16 protein-coding genes and 1 pseudogene are annotated in these 18447 nt (G+C 63.3%); 11 read left to right on the top strand and 6 right to left on the bottom strand.

Going from position 1 to position 18447, the window contains the following annotated elements; translation table 11 throughout:
* Positions 1-14: 14 nt before the first annotated feature.
* Positions 15-200 carry a hypothetical protein gene (locus tag AB1555_16540; GenBank protein ID MEW6248299.1) on the bottom strand — a complete coding sequence of 62 codons (186 nt, stop codon included), beginning with the start codon at positions 198-200 and terminating at the stop codon, positions 15-17.
* A 140-nt stretch (positions 201-340) separates the two neighbouring features.
* Here AB1555_16540 and rfaE2 point away from each other — a divergent pair, with 140 nt between their 5' ends.
* The 4 genes from rfaE2 (at position 341) to AB1555_16520 (ending at position 6527) form a co-directional block, all read left to right on the top strand.
* Positions 341-835 (top strand): D-glycero-beta-D-manno-heptose 1-phosphate adenylyltransferase, encoded by a 495-nt coding sequence (gene rfaE2 / locus AB1555_16535; GenBank protein MEW6248298.1) that lies wholly within the window; start codon positions 341-343, stop codon positions 833-835.
* Positions 836-843: 8 nt separating this feature from the next.
* Positions 844-4329 (top strand): transcription-repair coupling factor, encoded by a 3486-nt coding sequence (gene mfd / locus AB1555_16530; GenBank protein MEW6248297.1) that lies wholly within the window; start codon positions 844-846, stop codon positions 4327-4329.
* A 27-nt stretch (positions 4330-4356) separates the two neighbouring features.
* Entirely contained in the window at positions 4357-5295 is a 939-nt protein-coding gene (locus tag AB1555_16525; GenBank protein ID MEW6248296.1) for a peptidylprolyl isomerase, read from the top strand.
* A 263-nt stretch (positions 5296-5558) separates the two neighbouring features.
* Positions 5559-6527: a peptidyl-prolyl cis-trans isomerase gene (locus AB1555_16520; GenBank protein ID MEW6248295.1), complete on the top strand. Its 969-nt coding sequence runs from the start codon at positions 5559-5561 to the stop codon at positions 6525-6527.
* A gap of 90 nt (positions 6528-6617) precedes the next feature.
* Here AB1555_16520 and yihA read toward each other — a convergent pair whose 3' ends face one another.
* Positions 6618-7253 carry a ribosome biogenesis GTP-binding protein YihA/YsxC gene (yihA, locus tag AB1555_16515; protein MEW6248294.1) on the bottom strand — a complete coding sequence of 212 codons (636 nt, stop codon included), beginning with the start codon at positions 7251-7253 and terminating at the stop codon, positions 6618-6620.
* Between the two features lie 100 nt (positions 7254-7353).
* On the opposite strand from yihA, the gene mtgA reads away from it, so the two are divergent.
* The 3 genes from mtgA to AB1555_16500 are packed head-to-tail and all read left to right on the top strand — an operon-like array spanning position 7354 to position 10546.
* Positions 7354-8097, top strand: a complete 744-nt coding sequence (mtgA, locus tag AB1555_16510) for a monofunctional biosynthetic peptidoglycan transglycosylase (GenBank protein MEW6248293.1) — start codon at positions 7354-7356, stop codon at positions 8095-8097.
* A 42-nt stretch (positions 8098-8139) separates the two neighbouring features.
* A complete protein-coding gene (sugE, locus tag AB1555_16505; protein ID MEW6248292.1) occupies positions 8140-8457 on the top strand; it encodes a quaternary ammonium compound efflux SMR transporter SugE in 318 nt (105 codons plus the stop codon).
* Positions 8458-8488: 31 nt separating this feature from the next.
* Positions 8489-10546, top strand: coding sequence for a TonB-dependent receptor (locus tag AB1555_16500; GenBank protein MEW6248291.1), 2058 nt, complete (start codon positions 8489-8491; stop codon positions 10544-10546).
* A gap of 89 nt (positions 10547-10635) precedes the next feature.
* Here the strand turns inward: AB1555_16500 and AB1555_16495 are convergent.
* Positions 10636-10758: pseudogene (locus AB1555_16495) on the bottom strand (glyoxalase).
* Positions 10759-10998: 240 nt separating this feature from the next.
* On the opposite strand from AB1555_16495, the gene AB1555_16490 reads away from it, so the two are divergent.
* Genes AB1555_16490 through AB1555_16475 form a run of 4 tightly spaced genes read left to right on the top strand, consistent with a single transcriptional unit; the run spans position 10999 to position 16415 of the window.
* Entirely contained in the window at positions 10999-11898 is a 900-nt protein-coding gene (locus AB1555_16490; protein MEW6248290.1) for a site-specific DNA-methyltransferase, read from the top strand.
* Positions 11895-12440: a BglII/BstYI family type II restriction endonuclease gene (locus AB1555_16485; protein ID MEW6248289.1), complete on the top strand. Its 546-nt coding sequence runs from the start codon at positions 11895-11897 to the stop codon at positions 12438-12440. Before AB1555_16490 ends, AB1555_16485 begins: the two co-directional genes overlap by 4 nt.
* Positions 12441-12487: 47 nt before the next feature.
* Positions 12488-12667 (top strand): hypothetical protein, encoded by a 180-nt coding sequence (locus AB1555_16480; protein MEW6248288.1) that lies wholly within the window; start codon positions 12488-12490, stop codon positions 12665-12667.
* Positions 12668-12671: 4 nt separating this feature from the next.
* Positions 12672-16415, top strand: coding sequence for a DEAD/DEAH box helicase (locus tag AB1555_16475; protein MEW6248287.1), 3744 nt, complete (start codon positions 12672-12674; stop codon positions 16413-16415).
* Here the strand turns inward: AB1555_16475 and AB1555_16470 are convergent.
* The 3 genes from AB1555_16470 to AB1555_16460 form a co-directional block, all read right to left on the bottom strand.
* Positions 16337-16783, bottom strand: a complete 447-nt coding sequence (locus tag AB1555_16470; protein MEW6248286.1) for a VOC family protein — start codon at positions 16781-16783, stop codon at positions 16337-16339. The genes AB1555_16475 and AB1555_16470 overlap by 79 nt on opposite strands.
* 121 nt (positions 16784-16904) lie before the next feature.
* On the bottom strand, positions 16905-17840 hold the full coding sequence (locus AB1555_16465) for an isoaspartyl peptidase/L-asparaginase family protein (GenBank protein MEW6248285.1): 936 nt from the start codon (positions 17838-17840) through the stop codon (positions 16905-16907).
* The gene (locus AB1555_16460) at positions 17837-18403 is read right to left on the bottom strand and encodes a hypothetical protein (protein ID MEW6248284.1); all 567 of its coding nucleotides are present in this window, start codon (positions 18401-18403) and stop codon (positions 17837-17839) included. The genes AB1555_16465 and AB1555_16460 overlap by 4 nt, the downstream gene beginning before the upstream one ends.
* Positions 18404-18447: the final 44 nt, after the last annotated feature.

Genomic DNA, 18447 nt, shown 5'->3' with positions numbered 1-18447 from the left:
CCGATCAGGGCGGATCATCCGGGTCGCCGGCCGTCCGGCGGACGGACGGAGTTCAAGAACGCTTCCAGCTCCTGGATCACCACATCCTGCTCCTCATGGGTGAGCTTGTCCCAGTGTTCTCTCAGCGGTTCGAAGTACCGCCGCAACGACGTGTACAGGCTGTAGGCTCGGCCGCTGCGTTCGTCGGGGATCTCCGCCATAAAGACCGGCGCCTCCTGAGTCTGAATGTAGGACCGCGCGGGGAGACTAGTCAACCCGCCGAGGCCTGTTCCCGGTTTTTCGCCGTTGAACGCGCGGCGACGCCGTCCACCCGACTAGGATTCCGGATCGCTGAACGGGTATGATGGGGGCCGTGATCGGCAAGATCAAAAGCAAGCCGGATCTCGCGGCCATTGTGGAAGACTTGCGGCGGCAGGGCAAACGCATCGTGTTCACCAACGGCTGCTTCGATCTCATGCACATCGGCCACACCCGGTACTTGCAGGCGGCCCGCGAGTTGGGCGACGTGCTGGTGGTCGGCGTGAACAGCGACGCGTCGGTCCGCTCGCTGAACAAAGGGCCCGGACGCCCGATCGTCCCCCAGGCGCAGCGGGCGGAGGTCCTGGCCGCCTTGGCCTGCGTGGACTATGTGGTGGTGTTCGACGAGCCCGACCCCGGCGCGTTGATCGGGGCCTTGCAACCGGACGTGCTGGTCAAGGGCGGCGATTGGGCGCCGGACCGGATCGTCGGCCGCGAGGTCGTCGAGGCGCGCGGCGGGCGGGTCCTGAGCATCCCGCTCGTGCCCGGCGTGTCCACTAGCGCCCTCGTCGAGCGCATTCAAGCGATCAAACCGTAACTCGCACCGTGTCCAGCGCTTCCTACCCCCGTCAGTGGGACCATATCCTGGAACCGATCGTCGCCGCGCTGCGACAGCCCGGCGGCCGAGCCTGCCTGGTCGGCCTGCACGGCTCGACCGCCGGCTTCGCCTTGACGCTGTTGGCCCGCGCGCGCGCCGGCGAAGAAGCCGGCTGGGCCCGCCGGTCGTGGCTGTTGGTCGCGACGACGGACGAGGCGGCCGAGCGTCTCTACAACGACCTCCGGTTCTACCATGCGCTCTTCGGCATGACGTCCGACCCATTGGTCCTGTTCCCCGAGTGGGAAACGCTGCCCTATGAGGCCGCCGCCCCGCATGTCGACCTGATCGCACGACGGATGAGGGCCCTGCATCGGCTGACGCAAAGCGCCCGCACCGTGCTGGTCACCTCCGTTCCGGCGCTGATCCAGCGCCTCGTCCCGCGGTCGGTGTTCACCGCCGCCTGTCTCGAACTACGCCCCGGCGCGACGCTCGAACGCGAAGCCCTCATATCCGGGCTGTTGCGGCTCGGGTACCGGCGCGGGTCCGTCGTGGAGGTCCCCGGCGAATTCAGCATCCGCGGGGGCATCGTCGACATCTACTCGACGGCCTACGCCGATCCGCTGCGGATCGAGTTCCTGGGCGACACCGTGGAGTCCGTCCGCTTCTTCGATCCCGCTTCGCAAAAATCCACCGCCCAACTCGACCGGGCCTGGGTGCTTCCGGCGCGCGAGCTGATCCGCTCGGAAGAATCGCCGGACGTGCCGGCGCCGCTGCCGCCCGACGCGGAGTGGCGCGGGCCGGACGTCTATCCTCGGATGGACACGCTGCTCGACTACTTCACAAGCGAGCCGGTGGCGGCGTTGGACCAACCTGACGCTCTGGCTCAAAAGGCCAAGGAGTTCTGGGCTGAGATCCAGGAAGGCTACCTCCGGCACGGGGACTCCGCTGGCTCCGACCCCTACCCTACACCAGATCGGTTGTACCTGTCGTGGGAAGCCGTGCACGAACGGATCCGCGCCTGGTCGACCTTGGCCCTGGAACCGGTAGCCGCGCCTGACGCAGCGCGGGGACCGGCCGTCGAGTTTCCCGCCCGCGCGCCGAGCAGCGTCGGCCTGGCCGCGCGCGGCACGCCGTTCAGCGAAACCCTGCAGATCCTCGAGCGGCTCCGCGACGGGGGCCGCGTGTTGCTCGTCGCCCGAAGCCGCGGGCAGGTGGATCGGCTGCTCGCCTTGTTCGCCGAACACGACCTCCCCGCCCGCGCGTGGCAGCCGTCGTTCTGGACTGCCGCCTCACCGGCGAAAGAGCCGTTCTCCGTCGTGCAGGGTGACCTCTCGGCGGGGTTCGTGTCCCCCGAGCTGCGCCTCGCGCTGATCACGGAAGAGGAGCTGTTCGCGAAGGGGATCCGGCACCGGCCGCCGCCGAAGACTCAAGCGGCGACGTTCCTGTCCTCGCTGGACGACCTGAACGCCGGCGACTTCGTCGTGCACGTGCAGCACGGGATCGCCCGCTATCAAGGCTTGAAGCGGCTGGAGGTGCAGGGGTTCGAGAGCGACTATCTGATCCTCGAGTTCGCCGCCGGCGACAAACTCTATGTCCCGCTGGACCGGCTGACTCAGGTGCAACGCTACAGTGGCGGCGAGGGCCACGTGCCCAAGCTGGACAAGCTGGGCGGGAGTAGTTGGGCCAAAATTACGGCCCGCGTTAAGAAGGACATCGAGGAGATGGCCCAGGAGTTGATCGAGCTCTATGCCAACCGCGAACTCGTCCAACGCGGCACCTATGACGGCGACTCGACCCTGACGCGCGAGTTCGAAGCAGCATTCGAATACGAGGAGACACCGGACCAGCTCAAAGCGATCGAGGATATCAAGCGCGACATGGAATCGCCGAAGCCGATGGACCGGCTCGTGTGCGGCGACGTGGGCTACGGCAAGACCGAAGTGGCGATGCGCGCCGCGTTCAAGGCTGTGGAGAATAACCGCCAGGTCGCCGTTCTCGTCCCGACCACGCTGCTCGCCCAACAACACTACGACAATTTTGCGCAGCGCTTCGCGCCGTTTCCCGCGCGCGTCGCGCTGTTGTCGCGATTCCAGTCGCCCAAAGAGACGAAAGCCGTTCTTAAGGATGTGGAAGCCGGCGCGATCGACGTGGTGATCGGCACCCACCGCCTGCTCCAGAAGGATGTCCGGTTCCGCAACCTGGGCCTGGTGATCATCGACGAGGAGCAATGGTTCGGAGTCCGCCACAAGGAGCGCCTGAAGCAACTGCGGACCCAGGTGGACGTGCTCACGCTGACTGCGACGCCGATTCCCCGAACGCTCCAGATGGCCATGTCGGGCGTGCGGGACCTCTCCGTGATAGAGACCCCGCCGGCCGGCCGCCTCGCGATCCGCACACAGGTCGTCCGGTTCAACGAGACGACGATCCGCGAGGCGATCGTCCGCGAATTGGGCCGGGGCGGGCAGACCTACTTCGTCCACAACCGGGTCGAGACGATGGAGCGAATGGGCTCGTGGCTCCAGCGATTGGTGCCGGAGGCCCGCATCGTCATGGCACACGGCCAGATGGACTCGAAGCTCCTGGAATCCGTCATGCTGAAGTTCTTCCACCGGGAGGCCGACGTCCTGGTCGCCTCCGCCATCATTCAGTCGGGGCTGGACGTGCCCAACGCCAATACGATCCTCGTCAACCGCGCGGACACGTTCGGGCTGGCGCAACTCTACCAACTCCGCGGCCGCGTCGGCCGCTCCGGCCATCAGGCCTACGCCTATTTCCTTGTCCCGGACGAAGGGGCGCTGACCGGCGACGCCCAGAAGCGACTCATCGCCATCCAACAGTTCACGGAACTCGGCTCCGGTTTCCGCATCGCCGCGGCGGACCTGGAGATACGCGGCGCGGGCAACCTGCTCGGTAAGCAGCAGTCCGGGCACATCGCCGCCGTCGGGCTCGATCTGTACATGCAGATGGTCGAGCAGGCGGTGCAGCGCCTCAAGGGTCAGGTCGTCGAAGAGGAGCCCGACCCCGTGCTGCGTCTGAGCGTATCCGCCTTCATTCCCGAGGACTACGTCGCGGACGCGCACCAGCGGCTTTCGCTCTACAAACGCCTGTCGTCGTGCGCGCAGGTCGGCGACCTGGCCCTGCTGCACGGCGAGATCCAGGACCGCTACGGCCTTCCGCCCGAGCCGGTCGAGCGGCTGTTCGAAGTGATGCAGATCAAGCTGCTGGCGAAAGCGCTCCGGCTCAGCTCGGTCGAAGTCAAAGCCGGGTCGTTGGTCATCGCCTTCGACCCGAAGGCCCGGGTGCCGGACGCGGCCGTGCGCGCGCTGATGGATCGCTATCGGACGCGCCTGCGTTTTCTCTCGCCGCTCTCGTTCGAATTGCGAATCCCGCATCAGGACTGGCCTTCGCAATTTCAGGAACTCACCGCCGCCTTGCAAACCCTGGGAGTCTGTGATACCAAGGGACGCGCGCAGAGCGAGCACGTGCGCGCATGAGAGGCAACGGCTTTTGAACGCCCCGCTATGATTCGACGGCTCATCCTCGCCTCCGGCCTCGTCCTTCATCCAGCTCCGACTCCCTTGCGATGCGTCCTGCTGGCGCTGGGCGCGGCGGCCGGGTTGTGGGTCGGCGGCCTGTCCGGCTGCGCGCCGCGGCAGGACGAAGCGGTGGTCGTGATCGTCAACGGCCGGCCCATCACGCTGAGCGAGTTCGAGTTTCGCTGGTCGGAACTGTCCGAGGCCACCCGCGCGCGGTATGAGAAAGAAGGCGGCAAGCGGAAGTTTCTGGACGACCTGATCACGCGCGAACTGCTGATGCAGGAGGCGCGCAAACAGGGGCTGGACCAAAGCCAGGGCATCCGCGAGCGCACCCAACGGTTCAAGGAACAACTGATCCTCGACGAACTGCTCAAGGACAAAATCAAGACGAAAGTGGAGGTGTCGAAGGAGGAACTGGAGGCCTACTTCGCGCAGCACGCCCACGAATTGCTCGGCTCCAATAAGGTGCAGGTCTCTCAGATGCTGCTCCCGAACATTTATGCGGCCAAGGACCTGAAGAAGCAGGTCGAGTCGGGCGGCGATTTCGGCAAGTTCGCCCAGCGCTACTCCATCGATGAAAAGACCAAAGCGAAGGGCGGAGAGGTCGGGCCTTATCGCAAGGGCGTGTTGGCGCCGGAAGTGGACGCGGTCATTCCGACGCTCCGGCCCGGCATGGTCAGCGACCCCATCAAAACCGACCAGGGTTACTACATCGTGAGGGTCAGCCCCCTCGATCGAGAGACGCTCCAAGCCGACCAGGCGACCCGCGAGCGGCTCCGGCAGGAACTCATTGCGGAGAAGCGCCGCCGGCGCCTGGAGGAAATCGTCTCCGAGCTGCGCGCCCGCGCCTCGATCCGCATGGCCGACGCGGCCGGTCGCGTGGCCGACGACACCGGCCGTCCCCGCAGCGTCGCGGTCCCCTGACCGTTCGTCGCCGCCGATCGTTCCGCCCACCTTTCCCCCGGCCGTGCGCGCTCTCCATCGCGGGCATCATTCGTGTAGAATCCTGGCCGGTCGCCGGCGACGGCCGGCGGCGCGGACACCTTTGAAAAGAGGCGCGAGGCTAGAGACTTGAGGCGAGGGAATAGAGGCCAGAGGGTTAGGAGCGGGGAGTTGAACCCCTCGCCTCTCGCCATCCACGATCTTCATCCCGCAGGATGGCCCGAAAGGCCATGTTGGCTCGTTCGATGACGATACACCGGCATGTCGGCATCTCGGCCGGGCACGCGCTTGGGCGGGCCCTTCTGCTTATGACCGGGCTTCTCTCGGGGGGATGGCCGTGGCAGGCCCTCGCCGCGCATCTCGAAGACCGCATTGTGGCGGTCGTCAACAACGAACTGATCATGCTCTCCGAAATGAAGAAGGAGATCGAACCGGAGGAGGAACGGATTCAGAAACGGTACAAGGGCGAAGAACTTGAGCGCCGGTTGAAGTTGGCCGAATACACCGCGTTGACCAGAATGATCGAACGCAAGTTGCAACTCCAGGCGGCCAGAAGCAAAGGCGTGGCGGTCTCCGACCAGGAGGTGCGCCAGGCGATCGAGGAGATGAAACGGCAGGGCGAACAGATCGACGCGGCGAACCCCGAGAGCGTCAAAAACGTCCGGGAGCAACTGACGCTCCTCAAGGTCGTGGATCGCGAAGTCCGAAGCGGGATCATGGTCGCGGAATCGGAGATGCGGCGCTACTACCAGGAACACAAGGACCGTTTCGCGCTGCCGGAAGAATACACCCTCAGCCAAATCCTGATTCGTTCACGCGGGCCCGACGACGTCGACGACGCCCGGGCCAAGGCGAAACAGGTCCTGGAGGCGCTCAAGGCCGGCGAGAAGTTCGAGGATCTGGCGCTGCGCTACAGCGACGGCGTCAACGCCGCCCGCGGCGGGCGTTTGGGGCTCGTCCGCCAAGGGGAACTCCTCCCGCCCATCGAGCGGGCGCTGTCGTCGGCGCGGGTCGGCGAGATCACGGACGCCATCGAGACCGCCGAGGGCTTCCATATCATCCGGGTGGACGAGAAGAAGCCCCGCCAGTTCCGGCCGTTCGAGGAAGTCAGGGCGGAAATCCAGAGCCTCGTGTTCCAGCAGAAAAGCGAAGATGTCTATCAGGTGTGGATCGCGGAGCTGAAGAACAAGGCGTATATCGAAGTGAAATTCTAGGCGATAGGCTAGGGGCTAGAGGCGATGGGCGGCAGGCAAAACGAATAAAGAATCGCGCAGCCTCCCTTCGGGAAATTCATAATTCACAATTCAAAATTCATAATTCGGCGCTCGCCCCGGGCCCGGGGCGAGCAGCATCGCCCTGATCGCCTTCCACAAAGCCTCCCGTCCTTCGTGGGTCACGGCGGAATACGGAATCGGCTCGGCGTCCCCGCACAGGTCCAACGCGTCACGAAGCAGGTCCCGGCTTCCCCGCCGCTCGCCGCGGTTCAGTTTGTCGACCTTGGTCGCAACGACGATCGCCGGCCGACCGATCGCGCGCAGCCATCGCATCGTCACCTGATCGTGCTCCGCCACCCGGCGCGCCTCGACCAGGAGCACCACCCCTCGCAGCTCGTCGCGCCCCGTGAGGTACCGCTCGATCATCGGCCCCCATTGCGCCCGCACCGACTTGGCCACCTTGGCGTAGCCGTAACCCGGCAGATCGACGACGTAGAGCCGTTTCAACGACGGATCGTCCGTCGTCACCAGAAAGAAATTCACCAGCCGCGTTTTGCCCGGTGTCCGGCTGACCTTGGCGAGCCCGCGGCGGTGCAGCAGCGAATTGATCAGCGACGACTTGCCGACGTTGGATCGTCCCACGAACGCAATCTCCGGCAGGCGTTCCTGCGGAAACTGTTCGGGTCGGTCGCAACTTTTGATAAACTGGGCGGACAGGATGTTCATCGGCTTCGCCTGGCAAGAGGCGCGTGGCTAGGGGCTAGAGAGTCAATTCTTCACCCTTGCCTCGTGCCTCTCGCCTCGCACCTTGTCATACGCAGCGCGCATGCCCAAGTCAACTCGACGGCGTAGACTGGCCCGGATCATGATCAGCCTCGTGCTGGTGATCGGCCTGCCGCTTGGTGTGCTCGCCTTCGTGTGGCTGGTGACGCTGCCCGATGTCGCGGCGCTCGAAAAGACGAACCCGACCTCGACGGCTCTCATGGAGGCGCGGCTCGTCCAGGCCCGCGAGCGGGGACGCCCGTTCAAGACCCAGTGGATCTGGGTCCCGCTCTCCCGCATCTCGTCCCATCTGCAGCGGGCGGTGATCGCGGCCGAAGACGCCGCGTTCTTTTCGCACGAGGGCTTCGACTGGGAGGGCATTAAGGACGCGGCGCTTCATAACCTGGAAGCGGGCGAAATGCGGCGCGGCGGCAGCACGATCACCCAACAACTCGCCAAGAATCTCTATCTTTCGCCGGAGCGTTCGCTGCTGCGCAAGGCGCGGGAGGCGCTCATCGCGCGATCCCTGGAACACCATCTGTCCAAGCCACGCATCTTGGAGTTGTATCTCAATGTGGCGGAATGGGGCCGCGGCGTGTACGGCGCCGAAGCGGCGGCCCGCCATCACTTCGGCAAATCCGCCAGGGACCTGACCGCGGAAGAAGCGGCGTTGCTGGCGGCGATCCTCCCGTCGCCGCGCCGGTACGATCCGCTCAAAGTCACCGCCCAGGTCGCCAGACGCCAGCAACGGATCCTTCGGTGGATACAGAAGATCAACGGCGGGGCCGATGCGCCGGCGGCCGGCTGACCCGTCGCGTGTCATAGGTGTGAGAAGAAGGGGGTCTCATCCATGTCGTGGACCTATCTGTTCATCGCGGGCGCGTTCGAAATCGTCTGGGCGATCGGATTGAAGTACACCGAGGGCTTCACCCGTCCGTGGCCGAGCGTCGGGACCGTCAGCGCCATGATCGCGAGCTTGGTCTTCCTGTCCGAGGCCCTCAAGACCATCCCGGTCGGCACCGGCTACGCGGTCTGGACCGGCATCGGCGCCGCCGGGACGGCCGCGCTGGGCATGGTCCTGCTCGGCGAATCCCGCGATCCGGCGAGGATCGCTTGCATCGGCGCGATCGTGGCCGGCATCGTCGGCCTGAAACTATCGACGCAATGACGACGCCCCACTTCGTGGTCACGCGCGAATCGTGAGGCAGGTCGGCCTGCTCATAGCGGTCTGGCTTTCTTTGGGTCCGCCGGCGGGAGAACCGATCGCGCAGGCGGATGAGCCGGACGCGGACGGTCGCACAGCCGCTGCAGTCATCACCGAGGAGGTCATCGTCTCCGCAACCCGCACTCCGGAACCTGCGGGCCGGATTCCGGCCGCCGCATCGATCATCAGCCGCGAACAGCTCGATCGTTCGCCTTTCCCCGACGGCCATCAAGCCGACGACCTCCTCCGATACGTGCCGGGCGTCCAACCCAGCAATCTGAGCAGCCGCTACAATCATCCGACCGCCCAGGCAATCACGTTGCGCGGGTTGGGAAGCCGGCGCGCGCTCGTGCTGCTGGACGGGGTGCCGCTCAACGACGGATTCGGCGGGTGGATCAATTGGGGGCTCGTCCCGAACAACCTGGATCGGATCGAAGTCGTGCCGGGCGGCGGGTCGAATCTTTACGGCACCTGGGCGATGGGAGGCGTCGTTCATCTGATCACCCAACCGCCGACTCTGGGGCCCGGTCTTCAGGCGGAAAGCCAGGCCGGCAATTTAAGCTCGTATCAACAAGCGATCGGGGCCCGGTACGGGACGACCCGCTCCGCGCTCTCGTTGCACTACCGATGGTTTCACACGAACGGCTTCATCCCGACGCCGGCCTATCAACGAGGTCCGATCGATCAGTCGAACGACTCTCGGCATGAGCACTTCACCGGATCGGTCTCGACCGCTCTCACCTCCCGGACGACGCTGACCCTCACCGGATCGCTGTTCCGCGAGGACCGCTCATTCGGCACCCCGCTGAGCCTGGCCTCGCGGACAATCGGCAGCGCCGCGGTCGGGCTCGAAGGGGATACGCGGCGCGGCGACCGATGGGAAACGAAGCTCTTTGCCCAGTGGCAGACGTTCCGCAATCTGACGTCCCAGATCACGCCGGCGCCGACGATAAGACTGGGCGAAGTGCGGGAACGCATCCAAGCGATCCCCAGCAACGATTTCGGCGGATCGGCGCAATGGATGATGCCGGTCGCGCCGCGGCACCGGCTCGTGCTCGGCGCCGACGCGCGCACGATCATCGCACAGTCGGAGGATCAGGTGTTCACCGCCGCCGGGCCCGCGGGTCGGACCCTGGCCAAAGGCCGGCAGGCGGGCTGGGGCGTGTTCGGCGAATGGATCGCCGATTTCACCGATCGGCTGACCGTGGTTCCCAGCTTCCGGTCCGATTGGTGGAAGAACTTCGACGCGCGGATCGAATCGGCCCAGGGCGCCGCGACGATTCCGCGCGACAACGTGGAGCACGTCATCAACCCCAAGCTGGCGGTTCACTACCGACTGACAGACCACCTGCGCGCCGGCGCGGCGGTCTATCAGGCTTTTCGGGCGCCGACGTTGAACGAACTCTACCGCGGCTTCGGCTTCGGCGGGTTCAATTTCCTGCCCAATGAAAATTTGACGCCGGAACGGCTGACCGGCGGGGAAGCCAAACTGGAAGGCGATCTCCTGTCCGATCGCAGGCTGTCCTGGCGGATTTCAGGCCACTACGACGAGGTGAAGGACCAGATCATCTTCGTCACGCAGAGCCCGTTGGCCGCGCAACGACAGAACGTGGGACGGACGAGAACTTACGGCGGCGAGCTCGCTGTGGTCTTCCGGCCCTCGGACGGGATCAGCCTCAACCTCGGCTATGCCTACGCCGACTCCGCGATCAAGGATTCTCCCGGCAATCCCTCGCGCGTAGGCAAGCGGGTGCCGAACGTGTCGCGGCATCAGGTCGCGATGGGTTTCACGGTGGGGCACCCCGATCGCATCCAGGCGACGCTGCTGGGCCGGTATCTTTCCCGACAGTTCGCGGACGACCTCAACACCCAGCCGATCGCCGACTTCGTCGTCCTGGACGCCTCGCTCCAGAAACGGATCACGACGGGCATGACGCTCTTCCTGAACGGCGAGAACCTGACGAACCGGCAATACATCGCCACGCAGACCGGTCCGATCAAAACCCTCGGGGCGCCGCTGCTGGTGATGGGGGGATTGAGGATGGAGTATTAAGTGCGCGAGACCAGCGTGAGATGCGAGAAAAGCGAGACTGGTGCCAAAGTCGATCTGGCCGGTCGCGTCATCCTGCTCGTTTCGCACCTCTACTCCGTATCGCCGATCTTGGTGAATTCTTTCTCCCCGAAGATGGCCGATTCGTGGGTGTAGTGTTTGAACTCGAGGAGATTGCCGGAAGGGTCTTCCAGAAAGAACGTCCGGTGCTCGATCCTCTTTTTCTCGGCTTGTACGTTCGTGCTGCCACAAGGACCCGTTGCTCCCTAGATGTTCGTATCTCCCGAGAGTACTGTCTTCGTTCGCAGCAGATTGACTTATGGATGAAGAGACCATATTGTTGCGCTACATCTTTCCTTTTAGTTACCCGTCCATAGAAGGCTGTGGCTTCCATATTACGCATAGCTTCACAGTATGAGCCGAGTGCAACCTGTGTTTTGCATAAAGGAGATTGCATGGATCTCCTTCGACAGATTCCGCGCGAAACCATTAAGCTCGTTGTCACATCACCGCCTTACAACATTGGGAAATCTTACGAAAAGCGGAGGGCGTTGGATGAATATCTCGATCAACAAAGTAAAGTGATTCATCGTTGCGTCGAGTTACTTCACCCTCAGGGGAGTATCTGCTGGCAGGTCGGCAATTTCGTCCTTAAGAACTCAATTATCCCTCTTGACATGGCTCTCCATCCCATTTTTTCTTCCTTTGGTCTCATACTCCGGAACCGGATTATTTGGCATTTCGAGCATGGCCTTCATTGCAGCAAGAGATTTTCCGGTCGTTACGAAACCATTGTCTGGTACACAAAAGGCGATCAGTACACGTTCAATCTCGATAAAGTTCGCGTCCCTCAGAAATATCCCAACAAGAAACATTTCAAAGGCCCCAAAGCGGGGCAGTTATCTTGTAACCCGCTGGGGAAAAATCCAGGAGACGTATGGATCATTCCAAACGTGAAGCACAATCACGTCGAAAAGACCGTCCATCCCTGTCAGTTCCCTGTCGAATTGATCGAACGGCTCGTTCTGGCGTTGACGAACGAAGCTGATTGGGTTCTTGATCCATTTCTTGGAGTAGGAACGACAGCTGTCGCCGCACTCCTTCACAACCGGCGCGTTTTGGGGGCGGAGATCGTTGCGGATTACATCAAGATCGCAAGGGAAAGGCTTGAGCGTGCAGCTGATGGTCGCCTGAGAATCCGCCCCATGGATAGGCCAGTTTTCGATCCGACAAGGCCGACGCCGGCACGCCCCCCGCTGAAGGTTCAGATCGGCATGATGCCGAACCAACAGACTCTCTTTGAAATGCACGAGGCATTGGCTGTGTACAGTAAGACCGATCAGGCGACTTTATGAGAAAAGTTTATGAATACTCGCATCTTGGCGGCTCCGAGATACTTAGGGTTCGGTATCCCAAGATTGAGAAAGAGATTGACGAGGTGATCGCACGCATCTCTGGTCTTGATAAGTCTAAAGTGAGCAAAGAAAAAACCATGAAGGGAACTTTGCTGTATGACCCGAGGGAGTTGAATAGGAGGTTCAAGGACTCGTTCAGGAAAATGGGATACCTTGAGCTTCGTGATACCTACACTATCACTATTCCGAACAGTCAGACCTCGATCAAAGGTGCTTTCAAGCAAATCGACTTCGTAAAAGACAAAGTTCTCGTCGAAGTGCAGTTCGGAAAGTACGCATTTATGTTTTACGACATGGCCAAGTTTCAATATTTCTTCAATGAAAATAAAGCTGATGTGGGCGTTGAGATCGTTCCTTGTCATGCCATGCATTCCCAGATGTCTACTGGGGTTTCGTATGGTGAACAGCTTGTCTACGATATAGAACGGCTGAAAAGGCATTTCCCCGCTGTGCCGGTCAAGGTGATACTTATCGACGTATAGATCTGGTTGAAGGTGCCTGCCTATTGCGGGCGATGGTGGATTGCGCGATGATCGACCCGGCCTGCAACGGCCAGGTGTTCAACGTCATACTCTCGGATGCGCCGGAAAAGAAGACTGATTTCGTGGCGGGGCGGTATGAATTCCCGACGCCGAACGGCACGACCACCGTGGCTGCGAAGATCATTGACATGCTGGGCGAAGAAGTCCTGGTGACGCAGACGGTCTGACCTCGTGCCGACAACAAAGCCTGTGCGCCGCAAGACCGCGACCCGTTCCGACCCGCCTGCCCACCACGCAGATGTGGCCGCCCGCCCGGCGGAGCCAGTCTCGGCCCAACCGCCCGCCGTGCTGCGCGCCTTCGATGCGCTGCGCCCCAACGATATCTACCTGATGGCTCCCAAGGAGTCGGTGACCCGCGGGTTCGACTATTATCAGCGGCACCGGCTCCAAGGGTACGCGTGGAGTCCCGACCGGTCGAGGCTTACGGCCTTCGTGCAGGGCACCAGGCTGTACACGGTGACGTTCTTCGTGCAGGACGACGCGCTCTTCGGGGAATGCGACTGCCCGGCGTGGAGTCCCGAATGGCCCTGTAAACATGTGCTCTGCGTCTGCTTTACGACGAAGAACCTGCTTTCGCCCGAGACGTTCCGACTCCATCGGATCGAGCCCCTGCACCACGACACTCTTCGAGTCGCGCTGCTCGGCGAGCGCCGAAGCGAGGAGCGGTCGAAGACGAGGGCCATCGCACCGGCGGCCCGAGTGGAACTTGTCATCGACGCGACCAGTGACCCGCCGGCGCTCGTGATCCGCCTCGATGGGTATAAGGTGACCGCCTCGTCCGGGTGGCTTCCACGGACCGGCCTCCCCCGAGAAGTGACCCCCTTGTTGACCCCTTATTACGGCTACCAAGCGGGCTGGGGCGAGGACCCGTTCCTGCTCTATCTCAAACGGCACGCGGACACCTATCCGCTGCTGCTGGAGACCCGCACGAAGACCATCCCGCTCCGCTGGCAGCCTTCGGTGAAGGGCCTGAGCAAGACAGTCCTGGATGTCGCGGGCGACCAAGTGCACGTGCGCGCAGCCTGTGTCGTCGATGACGTGGAACTGGCCGAGTTTCTGCGCTTCCGCACCTTCGTGGTGGATGTAAATGGCGGCCGGCTTCTGCACTTAACTGATGAGCAAGGGTGGGCGCCGTTCCTGGCGTTCCAGCACGGCACCGGATTCGCCGAGCCTTACGTGAGCGCCGCCGGCATCCTCGGAGGAGTGCCCCGCGCGGTAACTTGGCCGGACCAGTCCGGCCTCCGCGTGTGGCAAAGCCGAAGCCGGCAGATGACCGTGACCATGCCGTTACAAGAGTTCCGGTCGGTGCAGCTTGACGTGCTCAAGAAACAGGCCGAGCGGGTGTTCGGCTCTCTCATCCTCAAGATCGACGGGAAGGAACAACCGCCCCCGGCATTCCCTAAGCCCGACACGACGGACCAGCCGATCGGCCGCCTGCTGCTGTTGCCGCCGGCTGATCAACACGAGCTTTCCGCCCGCTACCGTCTGCGGGCGGAATCTCTGTGGCAGGATCGGTACGTCGCGCCCAGTGCTTCGGTGTTCGGCTTCTTCCCGCTTTTAGAACAGGGCCGGCATCCGGCCCCCTTGCGGGCCTGGAAACGCAAGACGGTCATGATGACGGCGTATCTCGATCTCGTCGCCGTCACCGACGCCAAGGAACAAGAACGCCGCCTTCGCCGGCAGCTCGGCCACCCGGTGTTTCATTCCCGCGAAGTCCGGCGCGAGGCGCAATGGGCGCTCCAACCCGGACTGGCCTCCGCTCGGCGCAGCGACCTGCGGTTGGAGTTTCACGACGGGCATTGGGTGTTGCGATCGATCGACAAGGTCAAGGAAGCGGCGCTGTACCGGATCCCCTGTGAGGTGTTCGGCCCGGAGATCTTTCGCGGGATGCGACGCGGCGACGAGATGGCGGTCCCGGCCCCGCTCCTGTTCCAGCGGTTGGCGGATTTGGTCGAACGGTCGGCTGCAGCGGGCATTCCCGTGCTCTATGACAAGAAGCCGGTTCGCGCCGGGCAGTGGGACTGCTCGGTCCGGGTCGAACGATGGAATCGCGAGGGGACCGGAATCGACTGGTTCGAGATCCGGCCCGAGATCCGCTGCGATGGGGCGGTGCTGGAGGAAAAACTGTGGCGCGAGGCAGTGCGGCGCGGCGGGCTGATCGAGACCGGGGGCAAGCTCCTGGTGTTGGACGCCTCGACCCTGGAGCGTCTGCGCGCGCTTGCGTCACTCGCCGACCACGCAAAGCCCGCTCGAAGCGCCACGCGCCTGGTGACGGTGCCGCGGCTCGCCCTCTTCGAGTGGCTGGCGCTGCGGGAGCAGGGCGTGCGGGTTTCGCTCCCGGCCGAGGATGAAGCCGTGCTCGCTCGGCTGTTGCGCTTCGAGCGGATCGAGCCTCCGCCGCTCCCGGCCGGGTTGCAGGCGACCCTCCGGTCCTATCAGCGTGACGGCTACGGGTGGCTGGCTTTTCTCTACCAGCATCGGTTCGGCGGCTGCCTGGCCGACGACATGGGGCTGGGGAAAACGCTCCAGGCGATCTGCTTGCTGGGCGCGATCAAAGAAGGAATCGTCCAGCCGCCGGCGGCAGCCCGAGGCCCCCACCTGATCGTCGTCCCGACCAGCTTGCTCTTCAACTGGGAACAGGAGCTGGCGCGTTTCTACCCTGACCTGACGGTCCGGACTTACACCGGCACCGAGCGGGTGCTCGATGCCAAAGACGATGCGGTGGTGCTCACGACCTACGGGCTGCTGCGGCGGGATATCGAGACGCTGGCGCGAACGGCATTCCACGTCATCATCTTCGACGAAGCGCAGGCGGTGAAGAATCTCCACGCCGACACGACCGCAGCCGCCCGCCGGCTCACCGGCTCGTTCAAGCTGGCGATGACCGGGACGCCCCTGGAAAATCATCTCGGCGAATATTTCTCGATCATCGATCTGAGTCTGCCCGGGTTGCTGGGCGACTACGAGCGGTTCAAGGCCGCGGTGAAAGGCCCCGTGTCGAACGGGCTCGAACGCCTCCTCCGGCGGACCCGCCCCTTTGTCCTCCGGAGAACCAAGGAGCAGACTCTGCCCGACCTGCCCGACAAGATCGAGACCGACTTGTTCCTCGACCTGACCGATCGACAGAAGGCGCTCTATCAGCAGACCGTGGCGCAGGTCCGCACGACGATCGACGACGCCTATCGCAGCAAGACGCCGGCCCAGGCTCAACTCATTGCGCTCACGGCGATTCTGAAGCTCCGCCAGGTTTGTCTCTCGCCCCGGTTGCTCACCGGCCGGCCGGACGAGCCTGCGCCCAAACTCGAGCTCCTGCTGGACCGGCTCAAGGTGCTGCTGGAGGAAGGGCACTGCGCGCTGGTGTTCTCCCAGTTCACCGGTTTTCTGGATCTGGTCGAAGAAGCCTTCGAGCAAGAGGGCATTCCCTACAGCCGACTCGACGGGTCAACGGCGCCCGGCAAGCGCAAGGCCTTGGTGACGGCGTTTCAGGCGCGCAAGGAACCGGGTGCGTTTCTGTTGAGTCTGAAAGCAGGAGGGCAAGGCCTGAATTTGACGAAAGCGACGTATGTGTTTCATCTCGATCCGTGGTGGAACCCCGCCGTGGAGCAACAGGCCTCGGATCGCGCGCACCGTATCGGCCAGAAGCGGGCCGTCACGATCATGCGACTCCTCATGCGCCAGACGGTGGAAGAAAAGATGATGGCGCTGAAACGACGGAAGCTGGATCTCTATCAAGCCGTCGTCGGTGCGACGGTCCGTGGAGGCGGCGGCGCGCTGCTCACCAAAGCCGACTTCGATTTCCTGCTCGCGCCGGCCGGCGCTCCCGATCCACGGCAGGTTTACGGGTCTTTGGGAGATGAGCGGTCTCCGACCTCTCGATGCTCCCGCTCCCCGAAGATGGCCGATTCGTGGGTGTAGTGTTTGAACTCGAGGAGATTGCCGGAAGGGTCTTCCAGAAAGAACGTCCGGTGCTCGATCCTGGTGCCGGGGTAGCGCACGCGCGGGTGCTGGTAGAACTTCAACCCCTTGGCCTTGGCTCGATCCGCCAGCGCCTGCCAGTCCTTCTCATCGGTAAACACCAGCCCGAAGTGTCGGGGATAAATTCCCTTTTGGCTGTCCTCCGACTCTTTGACCAGATGGGCCACTAGCTGGTGGCCGGCCAAGCCCAGCGTCACCGCAGACTCGGACTCTCGCCCCAGCTCGCAACCAAGCCCGTCCACGTAGAACTTCTTCGTGGCCTCAAGATCGGTGACTGGAAAGGCAAGATGGAAGAGAGTTTTGGACATTTGTCGATCTGACGATCTGTTGATTTACTGATCACAAGACTGAGATTTCATCGCTCCTTTTCAAGCTTACACTCGTCTTGTGTCAATCATCAAATCATCAGATCGACAAAGCGTGAAATTCTTACGCGAATCGATCCCTCACCACCGGCTTGCCGGTTCCATCCCAGTATCCGGCGGCCATGCGCGGGGTGGTGTGCTTGATCGCGAACCGGCCGTCCGGGGACAGGACCAGCGCCCCGGCTGCGCCGCGAATCCGCTTTACGAGCTTCTTGAGCACGATCCGCGCCGCCGCCGCCGGGCCCAGCCCATCCGCCAACTGATCCGTGATCTCCTTGGCCACGGCGATCCGGATGATGCTCTCGCCCAGGCCCGTCATCGACACGGCGCCGGCCCGGTCATCCGCGTAGATGCCGCAGCCGATCAACGGGGTGTCGCCGACACGGCCCGGCAACATGCAATCGATGCCCCCGGTGGAGGCGCCGGCCGCGACCGTCCCCGCTCGATCCAGGGCGACGGCCCCGACGGTTTCCCGTCCGAGTCGCTCGCGCGTCGCTCCGGCGTTCGCCATCGCCCGGTACAGGCGAAGCGTCTTGGCGGCGAAGGCCGCGGCCAAGCCGCGCCGCTTCGCCCGGCGCGCTGCAGGCCTGGCCGCCGACTGCCGCTCCAACTTGAAATACTGCGCGAAACGCGTCGCCGGTCGGCCGACGAGCAGCACATGGGAGGTTTCGTCCATCACCAGCCGAGCGGCTGTAATGGGGTGGACGATCCGTTCGATGGATCCCACCGCGCCGGCGCGCAGGGTTCGGCCCTCCATGATCGAGGCATCCATCCGCTTGACCCCGTCGAGTTGAACCCGCGAGCCGACTCCTGCGTTGAACAGACCGGACGCTTCCAACACGCGGATCGCCGCTTCGACCGCGTTGAAAGCAGGCGCCCCGGCGTCCAACAACGCGTAGCCGGCACGGAGGGTCTCAGCGAGGCATGAGGCCTGGTCCTCGTTCATCCCTCGGAGGCCGGCCCCGCCATGGACGAGGATGATCGGGCGGGAACGAGTCAATTCAGTAAGAGGTCTTTGGCCCGGCGGAAGGTCGGATCTTGCATGCGGTCCAGATCGGAACGGACGAAGCCGAGGCCGGTTACGCAGAGTTCGAAGTTGTCGGAAAGCTTACGGAACAGCGGCGGATCAGTCTCCGACTCGACGTCGCCGAACTGCGCGACGATCCCGTAGGATCGTTTGCCGGTCTTGACGTAGTCGACCAGGAAGTCGGGATGATAGATCATGCCGGCCGACTTGAGCCGCCGGAGGTATTCCGGGAACAGACCGGCCATGAACAGCGTGAAATCGCCGATGTGGCGATGAACTTCCCGCTCGCGGTCGAGCGATCGGGCATCGAGCAGCACTTCGGACTCGAACAGCAACTGGACCACGGTATCGATCGGCTTGCCGTGCTGATTGCGTACTTTGTAGAGTTGGTCGGTATGCGTGAAGTCGACGAGCAGGTTAGAGACGTACTCGGTCACGTTGAGGTCGGGCCAACCCAATTTCTCGGCAAAACTTTTCTCGGTCAGGGCCCCGAAGAGTCGACGCAGTGGGTGATTATGAGGGACCGGACTCCCCATCTCCACCTCCTGTGCAGAAGCCTGATTGCCTATTTATTTGTAGT

This window comes from Nitrospirota bacterium, assembly GCA_040755395.1.
In the GTDB taxonomy this organism is placed as follows: Bacteria; Nitrospirota; Nitrospiria; order Nitrospirales; family Nitrospiraceae; genus DATLZU01.
This window is presented reverse-complemented; position numbering and strand designations above follow the sequence as displayed.

Coding starts and splice junctions, on each gene's coding strand:
- rfaE2 (MEW6248298.1), top strand. CDS start 341: ATGATGGGGGCCGTGATCGGCAAGATCAAAAGCAAGCCGGATCTCGCG.
- sugE (MEW6248292.1), top strand. CDS start 8,140: ATGTCGTGGACCTATCTGTTCATCGCGGGCGCGTTCGAAATCGTCTGG.
- AB1555_16485 (MEW6248289.1), top strand. CDS start 11,895: ATGAGAAAAGTTTATGAATACTCGCATCTTGGCGGCTCCGAGATACTT.
- AB1555_16460 (MEW6248284.1), bottom strand. CDS start 18,403: ATGGGGAGTCCGGTCCCTCATAATCACCCACTGCGTCGACTCTTCGGG.
- AB1555_16470 (MEW6248286.1), bottom strand. CDS start 16,783: ATGTCCAAAACTCTCTTCCATCTTGCCTTTCCAGTCACCGATCTTGAG.
- AB1555_16540 (MEW6248299.1), bottom strand. CDS start 200: ATGGCGGAGATCCCCGACGAACGCAGCGGCCGAGCCTACAGCCTGTAC.
- mtgA (MEW6248293.1), top strand. CDS start 7,354: ATGCCCAAGTCAACTCGACGGCGTAGACTGGCCCGGATCATGATCAGC.
- AB1555_16480 (MEW6248288.1), top strand. CDS start 12,488: ATGATCGACCCGGCCTGCAACGGCCAGGTGTTCAACGTCATACTCTCG.
- yihA (MEW6248294.1), bottom strand. CDS start 7,253: ATGAACATCCTGTCCGCCCAGTTTATCAAAAGTTGCGACCGACCCGAA.
- AB1555_16490 (MEW6248290.1), top strand. CDS start 10,999: ATGGATCTCCTTCGACAGATTCCGCGCGAAACCATTAAGCTCGTTGTC.
- AB1555_16520 (MEW6248295.1), top strand. CDS start 5,559: ATGACGATACACCGGCATGTCGGCATCTCGGCCGGGCACGCGCTTGGG.
- AB1555_16525 (MEW6248296.1), top strand. CDS start 4,357: ATGATTCGACGGCTCATCCTCGCCTCCGGCCTCGTCCTTCATCCAGCT.